General features: G+C 73.7%; 18 protein-coding genes. 10 read left to right on the top strand and 8 right to left on the bottom strand.

What is annotated here, in order from left to right:
* Positions 1–57: 57 nt before the first annotated feature.
* Positions 58–204: a hypothetical protein gene (locus ABZS51_RS13215; RefSeq protein ID WP_355439549.1), complete on the top strand. Its 147-nt coding sequence runs from the start codon at positions 58–60 to the stop codon at positions 202–204.
* Positions 205–214: 10 nt separating this feature from the next.
* Here the strand turns inward: ABZS51_RS13215 and ABZS51_RS13210 are convergent, their stop codons facing one another.
* Positions 215–1132, bottom strand: coding sequence for an aldo/keto reductase (locus ABZS51_RS13210; RefSeq protein ID WP_355439546.1), 918 nt, complete (start codon positions 1130–1132; stop codon positions 215–217).
* A gap of 1 nt (position 1133) precedes the next feature.
* Positions 1134–2078 (bottom strand): reductase, encoded by a 945-nt coding sequence (locus ABZS51_RS13205; RefSeq protein WP_355439543.1) that lies wholly within the window; start codon positions 2076–2078, stop codon positions 1134–1136.
* Positions 2079–2158: 80 nt separating this feature from the next.
* On the opposite strand from ABZS51_RS13205, the gene ABZS51_RS13200 reads away from it, so the two are divergent.
* Complete coding sequence (locus ABZS51_RS13200) at positions 2159–3052, top strand: LysR family transcriptional regulator (RefSeq protein WP_355439732.1); 894 nt, start codon at positions 2159–2161, stop codon at positions 3050–3052.
* A gap of 6 nt (positions 3053–3058) precedes the next feature.
* Here the strand turns inward: ABZS51_RS13200 and ABZS51_RS13195 are convergent, their stop codons facing one another.
* Both ABZS51_RS13195 and ABZS51_RS13190 read right to left on the bottom strand, forming a co-directional pair.
* On the bottom strand, positions 3059–4339 hold the full coding sequence (locus tag ABZS51_RS13195; RefSeq protein ID WP_355439540.1) for an MFS transporter: 1281 nt from the start codon (positions 4337–4339) through the stop codon (positions 3059–3061).
* A gap of 160 nt (positions 4340–4499) precedes the next feature.
* Complete coding sequence (locus ABZS51_RS13190; protein WP_355439537.1) at positions 4500–5450, bottom strand: helix-turn-helix domain-containing protein; 951 nt, start codon at positions 5448–5450, stop codon at positions 4500–4502.
* 72 nt (positions 5451–5522) lie between these two features.
* On the opposite strand from ABZS51_RS13190, the gene ABZS51_RS13185 reads away from it, so the two are divergent.
* Positions 5523–6788 (top strand): MFS transporter, encoded by a 1266-nt coding sequence (locus ABZS51_RS13185; protein ID WP_310711655.1) that lies wholly within the window; start codon positions 5523–5525, stop codon positions 6786–6788.
* Positions 6785–7474 carry an aminoacyl-tRNA hydrolase gene (locus tag ABZS51_RS13180; protein WP_355439534.1) on the top strand — a complete coding sequence of 230 codons (690 nt, stop codon included), beginning with the start codon at positions 6785–6787 and terminating at the stop codon, positions 7472–7474. The genes ABZS51_RS13185 and ABZS51_RS13180 overlap by 4 nt, the downstream gene beginning before the upstream one ends.
* 23 nt (positions 7475–7497) lie before the next feature.
* Here the strand turns inward: ABZS51_RS13180 and ABZS51_RS13175 are convergent, their stop codons facing one another.
* Positions 7498–8469 carry a DUF3616 domain-containing protein gene (locus ABZS51_RS13175; protein ID WP_355439531.1) on the bottom strand — a complete coding sequence of 324 codons (972 nt, stop codon included), beginning with the start codon at positions 8467–8469 and terminating at the stop codon, positions 7498–7500.
* Between the two features lie 170 nt (positions 8470–8639).
* Here ABZS51_RS13175 and ABZS51_RS13170 point away from each other — a divergent pair, with 170 nt between their 5' ends.
* The 6 genes from ABZS51_RS13170 (at position 8640) to ABZS51_RS13145 (ending at position 14743) form a co-directional block, all read left to right on the top strand.
* On the top strand, positions 8640–9578 hold the full coding sequence (locus ABZS51_RS13170) for a hypothetical protein (RefSeq protein WP_355439528.1): 939 nt from the start codon (positions 8640–8642) through the stop codon (positions 9576–9578).
* A gap of 36 nt (positions 9579–9614) precedes the next feature.
* Positions 9615–11543 (top strand): ATP-dependent zinc metalloprotease FtsH, encoded by a 1929-nt coding sequence (gene ftsH / locus ABZS51_RS13165; RefSeq protein ID WP_310711651.1) that lies wholly within the window; start codon positions 9615–9617, stop codon positions 11541–11543.
* A 96-nt stretch (positions 11544–11639) separates the two neighbouring features.
* Entirely contained in the window at positions 11640–12203 is a 564-nt protein-coding gene (locus ABZS51_RS13160; RefSeq protein ID WP_355439525.1) for a DUF937 domain-containing protein, read from the top strand.
* Between the two features lie 16 nt (positions 12204–12219).
* Positions 12220–12801, top strand: a complete 582-nt coding sequence (locus ABZS51_RS13155; protein ID WP_355439523.1) for a nucleoside triphosphate pyrophosphatase — start codon at positions 12220–12222, stop codon at positions 12799–12801.
* A 10-nt stretch (positions 12802–12811) separates the two neighbouring features.
* Positions 12812–13558, top strand: a complete 747-nt coding sequence (locus ABZS51_RS13150) for an EI24 domain-containing protein (RefSeq protein ID WP_355439520.1) — start codon at positions 12812–12814, stop codon at positions 13556–13558.
* A 114-nt stretch (positions 13559–13672) separates the two neighbouring features.
* Positions 13673–14743 carry a DUF4192 domain-containing protein gene (locus ABZS51_RS13145; RefSeq protein WP_355439517.1) on the top strand — a complete coding sequence of 357 codons (1071 nt, stop codon included), beginning with the start codon at positions 13673–13675 and terminating at the stop codon, positions 14741–14743.
* Positions 14744–14906: 163 nt separating this feature from the next.
* Here ABZS51_RS13145 and ABZS51_RS13140 read toward each other — a convergent pair whose 3' ends face one another.
* The 3 genes from ABZS51_RS13140 to ABZS51_RS13130 all read right to left on the bottom strand — a co-directional run.
* Positions 14907–15809 carry an ABC transporter substrate-binding protein gene (locus ABZS51_RS13140; RefSeq protein ID WP_355439514.1) on the bottom strand — a complete coding sequence of 301 codons (903 nt, stop codon included), beginning with the start codon at positions 15807–15809 and terminating at the stop codon, positions 14907–14909.
* Positions 15806–17122, bottom strand: coding sequence for an LLM class flavin-dependent oxidoreductase (locus ABZS51_RS13135; protein ID WP_355439510.1), 1317 nt, complete (start codon positions 17120–17122; stop codon positions 15806–15808). Before ABZS51_RS13135 ends, ABZS51_RS13140 begins: the two co-directional genes overlap by 4 nt.
* Positions 17112–17838, bottom strand: a 727-nt coding sequence (locus ABZS51_RS13130) for an LLM class flavin-dependent oxidoreductase (protein ID WP_355439507.1), incomplete at its 5' end; no start/stop codon positions are given. The genes ABZS51_RS13130 and ABZS51_RS13135, both read right to left, overlap by 11 nt.

Raw genomic sequence — 17838 nt, 5'->3', positions numbered from 1 at the left:
GCTGGTAGCGAAAGAGTGTGTTGGACCGATGGTAGGGGGCGGGGTCAGGCTGGTGGCGTGAACCGAGTTCCGCGCCTGTGGGCGCTCGCACACGCACCGGACAGCCGCCCGTGGCTGCGCCCGCCGGCCCGCGGCCTGCTGAGACTCATCTCCTTCGTCCGCATGCTCGCCCTGACCGACCACCAGGCCTTCCTGACACAGTGACCACCCGGGATCATCGGGCGATGGTGAGTCGGGAGAGCTCGGCGGGGGTCAGGGTGAGGGCCGCGGCGGCGGCCGAGTCGCGGATCGTCTCCGGGCGGCTGGCGCCCGGGATGGGGATGATCACCGGGGAGCGGGCCAGGAGCCACGCGAGGGCGACGCGCTGCGGGCTGACCCCGCGCTCGGCCGCGATCTCGTGGAACGCGGCGAACCGCGGCGCGGGCCGCTGCTCCCGGGAGGGGCCGTCCAGGGAGCTGCGCGACAGGCCGCCGAGCGGGCTCCACGGCAGGAACGCGAGCCCGAGACGTTCGCACAGCTCCAGCTCGGGCTCGCCGTCGCGGACCGCCGGGGAATAGCGGTTCTGGACGGAGACCAGGCCGTCACCGAGGATGTCGCGGGCCTCCAGGATCTGGGCGGTGTCCACGTTCGACAGCCCCGCCATGCGGATCTTGCCCTCGTCGAGGAGGTCGCGCAGCGCGCCGACGGAGTCGGCCCACGGGACGTCCGGGTCGGGCTTGTGGAGCTGGTAGAGGTCGAGGGTTTGCACGCCGAGCCGCCGCAGCGATCCCTCGCAGGCCCGTCTCAGCTGCTCCGGCGTGCCGGTCACGGTCCAGGAGCCGTCCCCGGGCCGGCCGCGCCCGCCTTTCGTGGCGACGAGCACGCGGTCGCGGTCGCCGCCGTAGGAGGCGAGGGCGCGGGCGATCAGCTCCTCGTTGTGGCCGGTCTCGCCCGCGTGCCAGTGGTACGAGTCGGCCGTGTCGATGAGCGTGACGCCCGCGTCGAGGGCGGCGTGGACGGTCGCCACGGCCCGCGCCTCGCCGGGGCGGCCCTCGATGGACAGGGGCATGGCGCCGAGGCCGATCGCGCCGACGTCCGTGTGGCCGAGGCGGCGGCTCCGCGTCGCTGCGGCGGGTGGAGGACTCGTGCTCATGTCAGGCCGCCTTCAGCTCGTGGAGGGTCGTGGCGACGGCCTCGGGAAGCCAGTCGGCGGTGGTCGTGAACGCGAAGCCGTGCCGGGAGGCCAGCCCGTTGTCCATGGCGTAGTGGCGGTCGAAGGAGAACGGCGACGCCTCCTCGCCGGGGCTCACCACGCGGTACACCGGCGTCCGGCCGGTCCGGGCCGCGACGGCGTCGCACAGCTCGGTCACGCCGAGCGGCCCGTGGGAGCAGGCGTTGAGCGCTCCGGTGTGGTCCGTGGACGCCGCCCAGGCCAGCAGCCCGGCCATCTCCTCGTCGTTGGTGAAGGAGGTGCGGAACGGGTGGCGGTGGACCGCGACGGGCCGGCCGGCGAGGATCCGCTCGGCGTAGTGCCGGAGCCGGCCGGTGAAGTCGTGCGCCCGTAGGCCGAGCACGTGGGCGGCGCGCACCGCGAGGAACGCGAACGGGCTCTCCCGGGCCAGCACCGCCTCGGCCCGCCGCTTGTCCTCGGCGTACCGGACGGCCTCGGCGGGCAGCCGGGAGCCGCGAGGCGCCGCCGGAGCACCGTCCGCCGGCCACGAGGACGGGTCCAGCGCGCTCTCCGGCACGAGGACGCCCGGTGGGGCGGGGGTGACCAGTCCGGACGTGGCCGGGTCGTACACCTCCATGGTGGAGGTCATGACGTACCGCGGCGTGCGTCCTCCGAAGACCCGCCGCGCGACCGCCGCCTGCGGCGGCGTGTAGCAGACCTGGTCCACCACCACGTCGAACGTCCGCGCCCCGAGGGCGGCGCTCAGCGCCTGCTCGTCGTCGCGGTCGGCGACGACGTGCGCGACGCCCGGAGGCGGTGGGGCCGAGCCGCGGTTGACCACCGTGACGGCGGCGCCCGCGTCGCGGAGCCGTTCGAGGAGGCGCAGTCCGAAGTAACGGCTGCCGCCGATGACGCATACGCTCTTCACGGCACAGAGCCTGCCGGGACGCGGCGGTGAGCAGAAGTGCCGATCCGCTTACCAGGCCGTTAGGAGAACTGTTGATCGACGTGCAGCGGCTCCGGGTCCTGCGCGAGGTGGCCCGGCACGGCAGCTTCAGCAGGGCCGCCGCCGCGCTGATGTTCACGCCCTCGGCGGTGTCGCAGCAGATCGCCGGCCTCGAACGCTCGATCGGCGCGCCGGTCGTCGAGCGCAGCACGCGCGGCGTGGTCCTCACCGAGTCGGGCCGCCTGCTCGTCGAGGCGGCCGAGGTGGTCTTCGCCGAGCTGCGCAGCGCGCAGGAGCGCATCGACCGGATCGCGGCCGGCCGTCCCCGGCTGACGGTCGCCACCTTCAGCAGCGGCGGCCGGCGCCTGCTGCCGGGGGCGCTCACCGCGTTCGTGGCCGCCCACCCCGACGTCGAGGTGAACGTGCTGGAGCGCGAGCCGGAGGACAGCCTGCCGCTCGTGCGCGAAGGGGTGGCCGACCTCGCCCTCGCCTACCACTTCGACGGCCCGCTGCCGCTCGTCCACGGCGACCGGCCGGCGCTGGAGTGGACGCCGCTGATGGACGACCCGCTGTCGGTGGTCCTCCCGGTGGGGCACCGGCTGGCCGGCCGCGAGACCGTCGACCTGGCCGACCTGGCCGGCGAGCGGTGGGTGCTCGGCTGCACGAAGACGGAGGCGTTCCTGCGCCGGTACGCCGCCGGGGCCGGGTTCGAGCCGGTGTTCGCCGGGAGCACCAGCGACTACTTCTTCGCCCAGGCGCTGGTGGCCGCGGGCGTGAGCGTGTCGCTGATCCCCGAGGTCGCGCTGGACCGCTCCGCCGACGGTGTCGCCGTCGTGCCGATCCGGCCGCCGGGGCCGGTCCGCCACCTGGGGGTGGTCACCTCGCGGCGCGCGGCGGACCCCGGCCCGGTCGAGGATCTCGTGAAGCTGTTGTTCCGGGCCGCGGGGCGGGGCTGACCCGGGTCAGGCGCGCTCGGGATGGCGCTGCCGCACGGGGGTGAACAGCGCGGTCAGTGCCAGCACCAGGCAGGACGCGCCCGCGAAGACGAACACCGTCGTCGCGCCGTACGTCCCGGCGCCCCAGCCGAGAACGGCCGCGCCCACCGGGCCGAGCGAGAAGTGGATCGTCCAGAACGCCGACGTGACGCGGCCCAGCAGGTGCGGGGGCGTCACCTGCTGCCGCAGCGACATGGAGCAGATGCCCGCCAGGCTGACACAGGCGAGGTAGAGCGCCATGATCGCGGCCACGCCCCACACGGAGCCCGCGAGGCCGAGTCCCAGGATGGCCAGCCCGGACACGACCTGGGCCCCGATCCAGGTCGGCCCGAACCCGAGCGAGCGCCGCACCCGTGCCACCAGCATCGAGCCGACCATCGTGCCGGCCGCCCCCACGCCGAGGACGAGGCCCACCACCGAGTCGGCCTGGCCGAGATCGTGCTTGAGCCGGAAGATCACGATGTCCGTCAGCCCGAGGGTCATGAAGATGAAGAACGACAGCAGGACGGTCAGGGTGCGCAGCACCGGCTGCCGGACGAGGAACTCCGCCCCGGCCAGCAGCTCCCGCCACGGCCGCCGCTCGGGCGCGGTCCCGGCCTCCTCGGTACCGGCGGTCCCGGCAGGCCCGGCGGTCTCGGCCGGCTCCACGGCGTAGCGGGAGGCGCCGGTCAGCAGGACGCCGAGCGCGGACAGGCCGAAGCTGGCGGCGTTGATGGCGATCGCGGCGGTCGCGCCCAGATGGCCGGCCACCACCCCCGCGAGGGTGGGCCCGAGGATGCCCGCCGCGGCGGCCGTGGCGTACAGCATGCCGTTGGCCTCGGTGACGCGCTGTTCGCCGGCCAGACTGCGGACCGAGGCCACGTACGTGACCTGGAAGACCATGCCCACGCCCGCGGCCGGCGGCAGCAGGGCGTACAGGAGCCACACGTGCTCGCCGAACGCCCAGACCACCGGGATCGTCGCGTACAGGACGAGCCGGACGACGTCGCAGATGACGAGCAGCCGGCGGCGGTCGAACCGGTCGGCCAGCACGCCCGCGAACACCCCGGCCGCCACGGACGCCGCGCCCGACACGCCGGTGAGCACGCCCATCTGCGTGACGGACCCGGTGACGTTCAGGACGAGCAGGGGCACGGCGATGAGCGCGAAGGAGTCGCCGGCCACCGACAGCGTCTGCGCGCACCAGAAGATCAGGAAGTCGCGGTCCCGCCACAGGGAACCGGTCGCCTGCCGCGTCTCAGCCCGCAACGATCATCCTCCGCCTGTCGCGCTCGGCGGTGGCCTGACGGGTCCGGGATGATCGGTACGTGCCGATCCGGAGGGAGATCACGCGGATGAGGCTATCCCTCCAGGTTGGCGGCACGCCGCTCATTTTCGGCGCTCGGGCCGCGAAGGGTCCGGGCGCCTTTCAGGCGGGCCGGAAGGTGTGGCGGTAGGCCAGGGGCGCGACCCCGACGGCGGCGTGCAGGTGCTGGCGCAGCGACACCGACGTGCCGAACCCGGAACGCCGCGCCACCTCCTCCACCGGCAGGTCGGTGGTCTCCAGCAGCCTGCGGGCGTGCTCGACCCGCTGCCGGGCCAGCCACCGGGCCGGGCTCATGCCCGTCTCCTCGCGGAAGCGCCGGGTGAAGGTCCGCACGCTCATCCGCGCGTGCTCCGCCAGCGCCTCCAGGGGCAGATCGGCGTCGAGGCTCGCGAGCATCCAGGAGCGGGTGGCGGCGGTGCCGTTGCCCGTGGCGTCGGGCAGCGGCCGGTCGACGTACTGCGCCTGGCCGCCCTCCCGCCACGGCGGGGTGACGCAGCGGCGGGCCGCGCGGTTGGCCACCTCGCTGCCGTGGTCGCGCCGCACGACGTGCAGGCACAGGTCGATCCCGGCGGCCACCCCGGCCGAGGTCAGCACGTCGCCGTCGTCCACGTACAGGACGGACGGGTCCAGCCGCACGCGGGGGAACAGCGCCGCGAACCGGGCCGCCTCCCGCCAGTGGGTGGTCGCCGGCCGGCCGTCCAGCAGCCCGGCCGCGGCCAGCACGAACGCGCCCGTGCAGATGGACATGACGCGGGACCGGCCGCGCAGCGCGTCACGCAGCTCGGCCGTGATGGTCCCGTCCTTCATGACCCGGCCGGCGTGGATGCCCGGCACCACGACCGTGTCTGCGGTGTCGAGCACGTCGAGGTCGTGGTCGGGCACGACGCTGTAGCCGGCGCTGCACCGTACGGCCCGGCGGCCGGGCGAGCAGGTCACCACCTCGTACAGCTTCTCGCCGGCCGCCGTCTCCGCGGCCCAGAACACCTGCCCCGGGACCCCGAGGTCGAGCGGCGCGAAGTGGTTGAGAACGAGGACCGCCACCCGGTGTGCCATGGCCCGATTCTTTCACATGATGGCTTTCCGGCCACTCGCGGCCATGGCGCCGGTCCCTCCAGGATGGGGCCCATGACCTTGAGCACCACCCCTGCCGGCACGCGCGGGCTCCACCGCGCGTGGTTCGTCGCGGCCGTCGCGTTCGTGGCGATTCTCGGCGCCGCCGGTTTCCGCGCCACCCCCGGCGTGCTGATCACCCCCCTCCAGCAGGAGTTCGGCTGGACCAAGGGCACGATCTCGCTCGCCGTGTCGATCAACCTGGTGCTCTACGGCCTGACCGCGCCCTTCGCCGCCGCCCTCATGGACCGCTTCGGCATGCGCCGCGTCGTGGCCGCGGCCATGCTGCTCGTCGCCGCCGGCAGCGGCCTGACCGTCCTGATGACGGCGAGCTGGCAGCTCCTGCTGCTGTGGGGCGTCCTCGTCGGCCTGGGCACCGGGTCGATGGCGCTGGTCTTCGTCGCGACCGTCACCGACCGCTGGTTCGTCCGGCACCGCGGCCTGGTCACCGGCGTGCTCACGGCCGCGGGCGCCACCGGGCAGCTGGTGTTCCTGCCCGTGCTGGCGCACCTGGCGCAGGGGCCCGGCTGGCGGGTGGCCTCGCTGACCGTGGCCGGCTCCGCCCTGGCGGTGGTGCCGTTCGTGTGGTGGCTGCTGCGCGACCGGCCCGAGGACGTGGGCACCACCGCCCTGGGCGCCGAGCCCGGCGCTCCGCTCGTCCGGCCGGCCGCGGGCAACGCGGCGCTCCGGGCGCTGTCGGTGCTGCGGTCGGCGGCGCGGACCCGGCCGTTCTGGCTGCTCGCGGGCGGCTTCGCGATCTGCGGTGCCAGCACGAACGGCCTGGTCGGCACCCACTTCATCCCCGCCGCGCACGACCATGGCATGGCCGAGCCCACCGCGGCCGGCCTGCTCGCCGTCATCGGGATCTTCGACGTCGCCGGCACGATCGCCTCCGGGTGGCTCAGCGACCGGATGAACCCCCGGGTGCTGCTCGGCGTCTACTACGGGCTGCGCGGGCTGTCGCTGATGGTGCTGCCGAGCCTGTTCGCGGCGACCACCGAGCCGAGCATGCTGATCTTCATCGTGTTCTACGGCCTCGACTGGGTGGCGACCGTGCCGCCGACCGTGGCGCTGTGCCGGCAGGTCTACGGGGCCGACGGCGCGATCGTGTTCGGCTGGGTGTTCGGCGCGCACCAGGTGGGCGCGGCCATCGCGGCCGTCGCCGCCGGCCTGACCCGGGACCACCTCGGCGCCTACGACCTCGCGTGGTACGGCTCCGGACTGCTGTGCCTGGCCGCCACCGGCATGTCTCTGGCCATCCGGCATGCTAGGGGGCGATGAACGACTCCGATCCGAACGACTCCGATCCGAACGTCTCCGATCTGATGGTCCTGCCCCTCGTCGTCAGGATCGAGCGGGCCGCGCCCCCCGAGCGCACCGACGCGCTGGAGGCGGCCGCGATGGCCGTGCTGAGCCTGCTCGACGACCCGGGGGAGTGGGCGGACGAGCTGCACGCCTGGCAGTCCACCGGCAAGATCCGCAAGGTGGTGCGCAGGGCCAGGGGCGCCGAGTGGCGCAGGGCCGAGGCGCTGCCCGGCCGTACCGTCGGGCACCGCACGGCCGAGGTGCGCGTCCACCCTCCCGTGCCGCTCGACGCGTGGCCGCGCGACCTCGCGCGGCTCCAGGTGTCCGGCACCGAGCTGACCGACACCCGCGAACTCCGGCCGGTCGAGCCGCCGGTCCTGTGGGCCAACCCCGGGCTGTCCATGTCGGCGGGCAAGGCCATGGCCCAGGCCGGGCACGCCGCCCAGCTCGCCTGGTGGGCCAGCAGCCCCGCCGAGCGCGACGCCTGGCGGGCGCGGGGCCTCACGGTGAGCGCCCGCACGGCGGCCCGCGACGACTTCGCCGCCCTGGTCGCCGCCGGGCTGCCCGTGGTCCGCGACGCCGGGTTCACCGAGATCGAGCCCGGGTCGTGCACGTTCGTGGCGGAGGCGCCGTGGCTGTACGGGCGCGTGTCCCAGCCGTAGCCGGTGGTGGTCCGCGTGTGGCTTCAGCGGGGGACGGTGTGGACGTCGGCCAGCACCCCGCCGGCCGGCGTGATCCGCGCGGGGGACGGGCTGTCGTAGACCACCATGAGCCGCCCGTCCCTGAGGACCGCGAGGCCCTCCGGATGGTCGCAGCCCACCCCGTACGGCAGGTCGGCGACCGTCTCCAGCTCGTCCGCCGGCACCACGTCGCCCGCGTGCCGCACCCGCCAGCGCACCACCCGCACCGGCCCGTCGAGGCTCATGCTCGGCCCGGTGAGCAGCAGCAGGTCGCCGTCGTCCACGGCCAGGTCGCGCACCCCGAGGCCGCCGAGGTCGAGGAAGTGCTTGCGGACCGGCCCGTCCAGCCGCAACCGCTGGTCGCCCGCCTCCACCGGCCGGATCTCCAGCACCACCGCCCAGCCGCGCAGCACCGGCCCGCGCAGGCCCAGGTACACCCGCTCGCCCACGACCGCGACGCCCTCGATGTCCAGCCCGTTGTCCTTGCCGGGCAGCGCCAGGAACGGCGCCAGGTGCGGGTCGTCCGCCAGTCGCGCCGCGAGGTTGTCGGCGCCCGACAGGACCGAGCCGGGCAGCGGGGCGTTGGCGAGCGGGTCCAGCGGCAGTTTGGCCAGGACGAACCGGTTCTCCTCCCTGACCACCGTGGCCAGCCGGCGGGCCGCCTTGGCCGGGTCCTTGGACTTGACCCGCCGCCGCTTCAGGCTGTGCGAGCCGACGGCCCACAGATGGCCGTCGGCGCGGGCCAGGCCCTCGATGTCGGCCTCGTCGTGCCGCCCCGCGGGCAGGGGCACGTAGTCGGCCAGGAAGAACGTGCGCTGTCCCGCGTACCGCTCGCCCGTCCACACCAGGTGCTCGACGGTCGCGGTCTCGTCGCCGGCCACCCAGAGGCCGGTCTCGTCCTGCAGGAGCGCCGAGAGGTTCGTGTGCGTACGGGCCTCGCGCGAGGCCGGGTCGAATCGGAGCTCCACCTGTTCCACGGGGCCATGATTTCACTTCGGTCGCTTCTCCAGCGGAATGGCGGGATATGTCGTACGCTCCCGTCGTGCTCGAAGGGGATGACGGGACCAAGCGTTCCGATGTGACTACTGTTGCGCGCTCGGGACCCCCTGCCTCTCCGCCCAGGCGCTCCCGCATCGGCGATCTGCGGATGCGGGACGTGTACCGGGGGCTGGCCGTGCTCGCCGCGGCGGCGGCCGTCGCCGCGGGGGTGGTCTTCGTGCTCCCGCAGGGGCCGGACGAGGTCGCCGCGGGGCCGGTCGCCGCGCCACCGGCCCAGCCGTCCTCGTCCGGCGCCGCCCCGCCCCAGGCCACGCCGACCCCGTCATGGACCTGTTCGGCGCAGGAGTGCTCGGCGTCGGTCCCCCCGGTCGTGGTCACCCTCGTGGTCACGCCCGAGGCCACCGCCTCCGCCCCGGACGAGCCGGACCCCGGTCCGAGCGGGGTCTCGGCGACCGGCCCCGCCACGACCACCCTGACCACGTCGCCGCTCGCGGCCACCGGCCGGCCGATCCCCACGCCCGGCACATCCCTGGCCCCCGGCTACACCGCCATGGAGGCCCTGTACGCCGACGCCCGCATACCCCGGCTGCCCGCCAAGGCCCACCGCGTCGCCCTCAAGGTCGCCCTCAAGGCCGCCGCCGGCCGTCCGGCCGAGGACCGGCGCTCCGGCCTGGCCGTGCCGAGGCTCGGCAAGCCGTGGAAGACGTACGGTGCGGCGCCGTTCACCACCCGGCAGGTGCTGCCCGTGGCGCGAGGGACGCGAGCGCGCGGCATGTTCGTGACCTGCCCGCTGCCCATCGAGACGCAGAAGGCGCCGCGCGACAGCGCCCTGCTTGCCGCCCGCTGGACGCTCAACCACCACCCCGAGGGAGCCACGATCAGCTGGCTCGCCTCCCAGCCGGTCAGGAACGGCTGGATGCTGATGTACCGGGTGAAGTACGGCAGGCACAGCTCCCGTGCGGCCGTGGTCGTGCTCGACGGGGGAATGCGGAAGCCCGGTCTGGCGTTCGTGACAGTGCCCGACACGCAGCGGAAGCGATGGGGAGATGTGACCCGGGCCATTTCCGGGGTTCGTGTCCTAGGGTAAAAGGATCATGTATGCGGCGATTTGGGGAGTGACGCCGTGGAACGCTCTGGAACGCCGCAGGCCCCCGAGAAGGGCAAGACCAAGCCGCCATGGCGGGCCGAGGGCCTGCCGGGCACGCCCGGGGGCCGTCCCAAGATCAACTGGTGGCGGTTCGCCGTCACCCTTCTGGTGGTGTACGCAGCCTTCTTCCTGGTGTCGTCGTTCTTCGACAACAGCCAGGTCGAGACCGTCTCCTACACGCAGTTCACCCAGCAGGTGACCGCGAAGAACGTCAAGGAGATCTACGCCACCGGCCTGTCCGTCGAGGGTGACCTGAGGACCCCCGCCAAGGACCCCGACAGCGACAACCAGACCTACACCCAGTTCCGCACCGAGATCCCCGCCTTCGCCGACACCGACCAGCTCTCGCAGCAGCTCCAGTCGTCCGGCGTGGAGATCAAGGCCGAGCCCATCAACGGCGGCCGCGGCTTCTTCCTCAACCTCCTGCTGTCGCTGCTGCCCGTGCTGCTCCTGGCCGGTCTGTGGATCTTCATCATGCGCCGGGGGGCCAGCATGATGGGCGGCGGCGGACTCGGCGGGCTCGGCAAGTCGAAGGCCGCCAAGCCGGTCGAGGCCGGTCAGGTGCGGGTCACGTTCGACGACGTCGCCGGCATCGACGAGGTCGAGAACGAGCTCGTCGAGATCGTCGACTACCTCAAGGACCCCGGCAAGTACCGCCGGCTCGGCGCCAAGCTGCCCAAGGGCGTGCTGCTCGCCGGCCCTCCCGGCACGGGCAAGACCCTGCTGGCGCGGGCCGTGGCCGGCGAGGCCAAGGTGCCGTTCTTCTCCGCCAGCGCCTCCGAGTTCATCGAGATGATCGTCGGTGTGGGCGCCTCGCGTGTGCGAGACCTGTTCGAGGAGGCGCGCAAGGTCGCGCCGTCGATCGTGTTCATCGACGAGATCGACGCCATCGGACGGGCCCGCGGCGGCGCGGGCGGCATCGGCGGCCACGACGAGCGCGAGCAGACGCTCAACCAGATCCTCACCGAGATGGACGGCTTCTCCGGCGCCGAGGGCGTGATCGTCATCGGCGCCACCAACCGGCCCGAGATCCTCGACGCCGCCCTGCTGCGGCCCGGCCGCTTCGACCGGACCGTCCAGGTGGGGCTGCCCGACGCCGCCGGCCGTACCGCCATCCTGGAGGTCCATACGCGGAGCGTCCCGCTCGACGGCACGGTGGTCCTGGATCAGATCGCCCGCACCACTCCGGGCATGACCGGCGCCGACCTGGCCAACCTCGTCAACGAGGCGGCGCTGCTCGCCGCCAAGCGCGGCAAGGAGAAGGTCACCAGCGGCGACTTCGCCGACGCGCTGGAGAAGCTCCAGCTCGGCGCGGCGCGCAGCATCGTGATGCCCGAGGAGGAGCGCACCCGCACCGCCTACCACGAGGCGGGCCACGCCCTGCTGGGCATGCTCCAGCCCGGCGCCGACCCCGTGCGCAAGATCTCGATCATCCCGCGCGGGCGGGCGCTCGGCGTCACGCTGTCCACTCCCGACACCGACCGCTACGCCTACGACGAGCGGTACCTGCGCGGCCGCATCGTCGGCGCGCTCGGCGGGATGGCCGCCGAGGAGGTGATCTTCGGCGTGGTCACCACCGGCGCCGAGAACGACCTGGAGCAGGTCACCATGATCGCGCGCGGCATGGTCGGCCGCTGGGGCATGTCGGAGAAGGTCGGCCCGCTGACCATCCTGCCGTCCGACGGCCAGCAGCCCCAGGCCTCGCCCGCCACGCTCGCGATGGTGGACGAGGAGGCGCGGCGCATCGTGGACGAGTGCTACATCCGGGCCCTCGACCTGCTGCGGGAGAACCGCGACAAGCTGGAGGCCATCGTCGCGGCGCTGCTGCAGCACGAGACGCTCGACGAGGCCGACGCCTACGCGGCGGCGGGCGTGGGCCGCGAGCGCCAGCCGATCGAGAGCTAGCCCGTTCAGGGCTGGTTTTTCCGAGTCTTAGCAGAAAAGGGACAGTAGCCGGGTCCGGTCAGGGGAACGCCTCCGCAGAAGGAACGGGGGACTCTCATGACCCTGACCGATGAGATCCTCGACCGGCTAGGCGACCCGGGCCTGGAGCAGTTCGCCGGGATGCTCGGCACCTGCACGGCCACGACGCGCACCGTGCTCCAGGCAGTGACCGGCACGATCGTCGGCGGCATGGCCCGCAACGCCTACGACCCCGACGGGGCCGAGGCGCTGCGCGCCGCGCTGGAGGACCATGTCGACGCCGACCCCTTCAACAGCGACATAGCGTCGCTCACGCGCGACGGCCAGAGCATCCTCGGCCACGTGCTCGGCGCGCAGGGCACCGAACAGGCCGCCGTCGAGCTGGCCCGTCTCGCGGGCGCCGACCCGGCCGTCCTCATGAAGACCCTTCCGCTCCTCGCGCCCATGGTGATGTCCGTGCTCGCCGCTCATGCCGCCGAGCACGACATGGACGCCCGGGACGTCGCCGTCGTCCTGCGCCGCGAGCAGGCCGCGCTGCCCGCTCACCTGGCCGCCTTCGTCGCGGGACTGCTCGACAGCGTCTACGGCCCTCCGGCGCCGCCCCGGGCCCGCACCAGGCCCCGGCCGCAGGTCGACTGGTGACCGGTAAGCTGGAACAGTGATCGTTCTGGCCTCAGCCTCTCCCGCCCGCCTGGCTCTTCTGCGCAGCGCCGGGCTAGACCCCAAGGTGATCGTCAGCGGGGTCGACGAGGAGGCGTACTCCGCCTACTCGCCCGCCGCGCTCGCCCTGGAGCTGGCCAAGGCCAAGGCCGCGGCCGTGGCGGGCGGGCTGGACGAGGGGCTGGTCATCGGCTGCGACTCGATCCTGGAGCTCGACGGCAGGCCGTACGGCAAGCCCGCCTCCGCGGAGGAGGCCGCCGAGCGGTGGCGCATCCTGCGCGGCCGGACGGGACGCCTGGTCACCGGCCACTGCGTGATCGACGTGGCCGCCGGCCGGGAGGTCGCCGAAGTGGGCACCACCGTCATCCGCTTCGGGCAGCCCACCGACGAGGAGGTCGCCGCCTACGTCGCCACCGGAGAGCCGCTCGGCCTGGCCGGGGCGTTCAGCATCGAGGGCCGGGGCGGCTGGTTCGTCGACAGCATCGAGGGCGACCACGGCAACGTGCTGGGCATCTCCCTGCCGCTGGTCCGGCGGCTGTTCGAGGATCTCGGCTACGCGGTGACGTCGTTCTGGCGCTAGCCTGCCGGGCATGCGATCAGTGCGCGACTTCCTGGCGGGCGTGGGCTTCTTCTTCCAGGGTGTGGGATGGGTCGCCCGGCACGGCCGGTGGTGGCTGTTCGGGCTGATCCCCGCGTTCATCGCCTTCGCCGTCTACGTGGCCGGGCTCGTCTACCTCGGCACCAACGCCGCCGGCCTGGCCGAGTGGCTGACGCCGTTCGCCGACACGTGGTCGTGGCGCGACGCGTTCCGGGTGATGGTGCAGGTGATGCTCTTCCTGGGCGGCCTCGCCCTGGCGGTGATCACCTTCACGGCGGTGACCCTCGCCATCGGCGAGCCGTTCTACGAGAAGCTCTCGGCGGCCGTGGACGAGGTGCCCGGGGAGGTGGAGCAGCCGTGGTGGCGCACGCTGCCGCGGTCCATCAGGGACAGCCTGGTGACGCTGGGCTGGGTGCTGGTGTTCAGCGTGCCGCTGTTCTTCCTGGGCTTCATCCCGGTGGTCGGGCAGACGGTGGTGCCGGTGCTGGGGGCGGCGGTGTCGGGCTTCTTCCTGTCGGCGGAGCTGACCACGCTGTCGCTGGAGCGCCGCGGATACGCCCGCAAGCAGCGCTTCGCCCTGTTGAGGGGGCGTAAGGGGCTGTCCCTGGGGTTCGGGGTGGCGGTGTTCGTGCTGTTCCTGGTGCCGTTCGTGGCGGTGGTGGCCATGCCCGCGGCAGTGGCGGGCGCCGCCCTGCTGGTACGGACGGAGCTCGCGGGGGGCGACGTGACGCGGGCCTGACCAGGGGGTCACGCGCCGGCCGCTGTCCACAGCCTCGGTCCGCCTCCTACGGCTCATCCCCAGAACACCGTTCGGCCGTTCGGCCGCCCCTCACCACCCGGCACCCTCGTCCCCATGACGACCGACACCTCCGAGCCCTGCCTCACCCTGACCGGCCCCGCCGACATCCTCGCCGCCGTCCCCTACCTCGTGGGCTTCCACCCCGACCACAGCCTCATCGTGGTCGGCCTCGTCCAGGGCCGGGCGAAGGTGGCGGTCCGCTGGAACCTCCCGTTCCCGCCGGGCACGCTGGCCCCGCTGTCGCGCCTGTGGGAGCGGGAGCACGTCGAGCGGATCATCGTCGTCGGCTACGGGCCGGGGGAGCAGGTCACCCCGGCGATCGACGAGGCGAGATCACTGGCGGCCCGGGCGGGGGTGGAGGTCGACGAGGCGCTGCGGGCCCATGAAGGGCGCTACTGGTCGTACGTGTGCGACCTGCCGCAGTGCTGCCCTCCCCAGGGCATGCCGTACGACCCGCGCGCCAGTCGCGTCGCGGCCGAGGCGACGGTGCGCGGCCTGGTGGCCCTCCCCGACCGCCGATCCCTCGAACGCACCATCGCCCCGCTCACGGGCCCCGTCCGCCTGGCGATGCGGCGCGCGACATCCGACGCGGTGGCGGAGCTGCGGGCCGGGCTCACGGTGTCCGGCGACGCGGACGCCTTCGCGGGAGCGTTCGTCTCCGCCGGCCTGGAGAGGGTCCGCGCGGCCCTGGCCACGCACGCCGCCGGGGACCGCCTCGACGACGCCGTGGCGGCCCGGCTCGGCCTCGACCTCGCCGTCGTCCGCGTGCGCGACGAAGCCTGGACCCTCATGGACGGCACCCACCTCGGCCTCTGGAAGGACCTCACCCGCCGCCTGGAGCCCCGCTTCGTGCCGCCCGCCGCGTCACTGCTCGCCATGGCCTGCTGGCGCTCGGGCGACAGCACCCTGGCCACGATCGCCCTGGAGCGAGCCCTCACCATCGACCCCGGCTACTCCATGGCCAACCTGCTCATGCACGCCCTGCAGAGCCTGCTCTCCCCGGACACGCTCCGGGGCCGCCTGCCCACCCCGGCCGAGCTCGACACCGCCATGGGCCCCGCCCACTCCGGCTGGCTCCTCCCCCTCCTGGCCGCCCTGGAGGAGGAGGAGCCTCACGCCGCCTGACCTCCCGGCGCCAGCACCTTCATCCCGGCAGCAACAGGCCCATCCCGGCAGCAGCAGGTCCATCCCGGTAGCAGCAGGTCCATCCCGGTGGCAACCGGTCCAGGACACGGCTCACGCTCGCCGGTCCGAGCGTTCTGCCGGCTCACGGTCGGGCTCGGAGGGCTCAGGCCGAGGGGGTGATCGACCGGCCCGTCCGCAGCACCAGCTCGCCGATCTCGGGAAGCACGGCGTCCGCGACCTTGATCTTCCGCTCGATCAGCCCGTTGGCGTGGAACAGGTCGGCGGCGTGCTGCTGCTCGGCCACGAACTCCTCGCCCACCGGCTGCAGTCCCCACGGACGGGTGCGCAGGGCGTGCTCCCACGCGTCGAGGTCGCCGTCGAACAGCGCCGCCGCCTCACGCGGGCGCTCCTCGGTCCAGCGGTCGGCCTCCTGCAGCGCCGTCACGATCCGGGCCAGCTCCTCCGGCTGCTCCCGCGCGAAGTCGCGGCGGGTGAACCAGAGCGAGCGGTGACTGAACAGGCCGTCCGTCTCGACGAGCGTCCTGGTGCGCGACTCGACCGGCGTCAGGTACGGGTACGAGCCCACCCAGGCGTCCACGTCGCCGTTCACCAGCAGTTCGGCGGCGTTGCCGTAGGCGTCCACGGGCACGATGTCGCCCCAGCCGAGCCCGGCCCGCTCCAGCGCGAGCAGCAGCAGCGTGGTCTGCCACGAGCCGTGGCCGAGCGCGACCCGCTTGCCCTTCAGCTCCGCCACCGAGCCGATCGGCGAGTCGTCCCGCACGACCAGGCGGCCGTTCTCGACGCGCGGCCCCGAGATCGCCACGTACACGATGTCGTGGCCCTTGGCCTGGGCGGTGACCGGGGGAGTGGAGCCGGTGCCGATGAAGTCGTACCCGCCGTCGAACAGGTGGTCCCCGTGCGCCGAGGGCAGCGCCCGGGTGGGGTCCACGCGTTCGCCCCGGCCCAGGGCGTCGAGGTCCACCCACTCCACACCGGGCAGCAGATCGCGGTGGCGGGCCACCCACAGCGTGTTGTTCTGCGGGAAGAAGCCGACTCTGGTGGTCATGACCTACGTCCTTTCAGGAGTGGCAACACATGGCGGCCCACGCGGCGGGCCTCTTCGAGATGGGGGATGCCGGCCAGGATGAAGGCGTCCACGCCGAGGTCCAGGAGCTGGTCGAGTCGCTCGGCGACCTGCCGGTAGTCCCCGACCAGGCCGAACGCCGGGCCGTCGCGGAGCGCACCGAACCCGCCCCACACGTTGGGCGCGACCTCCAGCCGGCGGTAGTCGTCACCCACGTCGGCCAGGAAGGAGCGACTACGCCGCACCCCGACAGAATCGCCCTGCTGCCGCCCGGCGGAGCCCGGCACCACAGCAGCGGAGTTGGGGCCGGCATCGGTGGAGTCCTGCCGTACGGCGGCGGGGTTCGGGCCGGCATCGGAGGAGTCCTGCCGCCCGCCGGCGGGGTTCGGGCCGGCACTGGCGGAGTCCTGCCGCGAACCGGCGGAATCCTGCGGCACGCCGGCACCGGCGGAGTGCACGGCGGCGGGGGTGCCCTGCCGGTCGTTGTGCGCCGTGCTCGGGCGGGCCTGCCAGCCCTGCCTGATCTCCTCCCATGCCTCCTCCTCGCTCTCCCGTGCGAGCAGGTCCACGCGCACGGCGAACCGGGGCGGCGTGTCGCTGTGCGCGCGCACGGCGTCGAACTTCTCCTTCAGCGCCTCGAACGGCTCCAGCCACGACAGGTAGTAGTCGGCGTGCCGACCGGCGGCGGCGATGGCGGCCGGGGAGGAGCCGGAGAAGAAGATCTCCGGGAACGGCTGGCCGGCCAGCTCCTCGGGGAGCCCGGCGTTCTCGACCTGGTAGAAGCGGCCGTGATGGGTGTGGCCGCCCGCCCAGACGCCCTTGAGCACGTCGAGGAACTCCGAGGTGCGGGCGTAGCGGTCGTCGTGGTCGACCTTGTCGCCCCACCACAGCTGCGCGGGCCCGCCGCCGCCGGAGATCACGTTGTAGACGATCCGGCCGCCGGTCGCCCGCTGCAGCGTCGCCGTCATCCTGGCGGCCTGGACCGGATGCAGGAATCCGGGCTGGAAGGCGACCATGAAGCGGTACGACGTGGTCTCGCGGGCCAGCGTCGCGGCGGCCGCCCAGGGGTCGTCGGTGTGCGGGAAGTTCGGCAGGAGCCCGCCGACGAAGCCCGACTCCTCGGCCGCCCTGGCGACCTCGGCCATGTAGTCGGCGTGGCTGTAGCCGTCGTCGCGGCCGTCCCTGACGCCCGGCGCCGTGCCGCCGGGGGCGAAGCCGCCGCGGCTGCGTACCCGGCGGCGCAGCGAGGGCTGGTCGCCTTCCATGTGGATGCGCCAGTAGATGTCAACCGGCAAGAGCCCGCTCCTTCACGTGCTCGCCGAGGCGGTAGACGTCCTCGGTGTGGACGAAGAACTCGCTGACGCCCCGCCGCGCGTAGTCCTCGACGCTGTGCTCGAAGCGGCTGTGCTCGAAGCGGCTGTGCTCGAAGCGGCTGTGCTCGAAGCGCCTGTCGTCCAAGCGACTGTCCTCCGAGCGGTCGGGCGAGGGCAGGCTCATGCCGTACCGCAGACCGGGCAGCTCGGGGACGAGGGCGTCCAGGTCGTCCTCAGGGGAGAAGACGTGCACGTCCGCGTGCCGCCGCGACAGGGCCAGCGCCTCGGGCGAGGTGCCCGACAGGTGAACCTCGGGGAAGGGCGGCACGGACAGCGGCGGCGCGAAGCCACCCGCGGCCACCTCGTAGAAGTCGCCCCGGAAGTCGAAGGGCCCGCGCCAGACGCCCTTGGCGACGGTCAGGAACTCGTCGGCACGGGCGTAGCGCTCGGCGCCGGTCAGGAAGTCGCCCTGCGCCCTGGCCACCGCCGGGTCCAGGTCCACCGCGAGCCGCCAGCCCAGCCGGCCGGCGGCGAAGCGCTGCAGGGAGGCCGAGAGCTTGGCCGCGTAGACGGGGGTGGCGACGCCGGGGTGGAACTCCGCGACGACGCGCAGGTGGCGGGTGCGGCGCAGGGCGTTCGCCGCGACGGTCAGCGACTCCTGCCCGCCGGGGTCGAACGGGACCAGCGCGCCCGCGAGC

The sequence above is a fragment of the Nonomuraea sp. NPDC005501 genome (genome assembly GCF_040605905.1).
GTDB lineage: Bacteria > Actinomycetota > Actinomycetes > Streptosporangiales > Streptosporangiaceae > Nonomuraea.
This window is presented reverse-complemented; position numbering and strand designations above follow the sequence as displayed.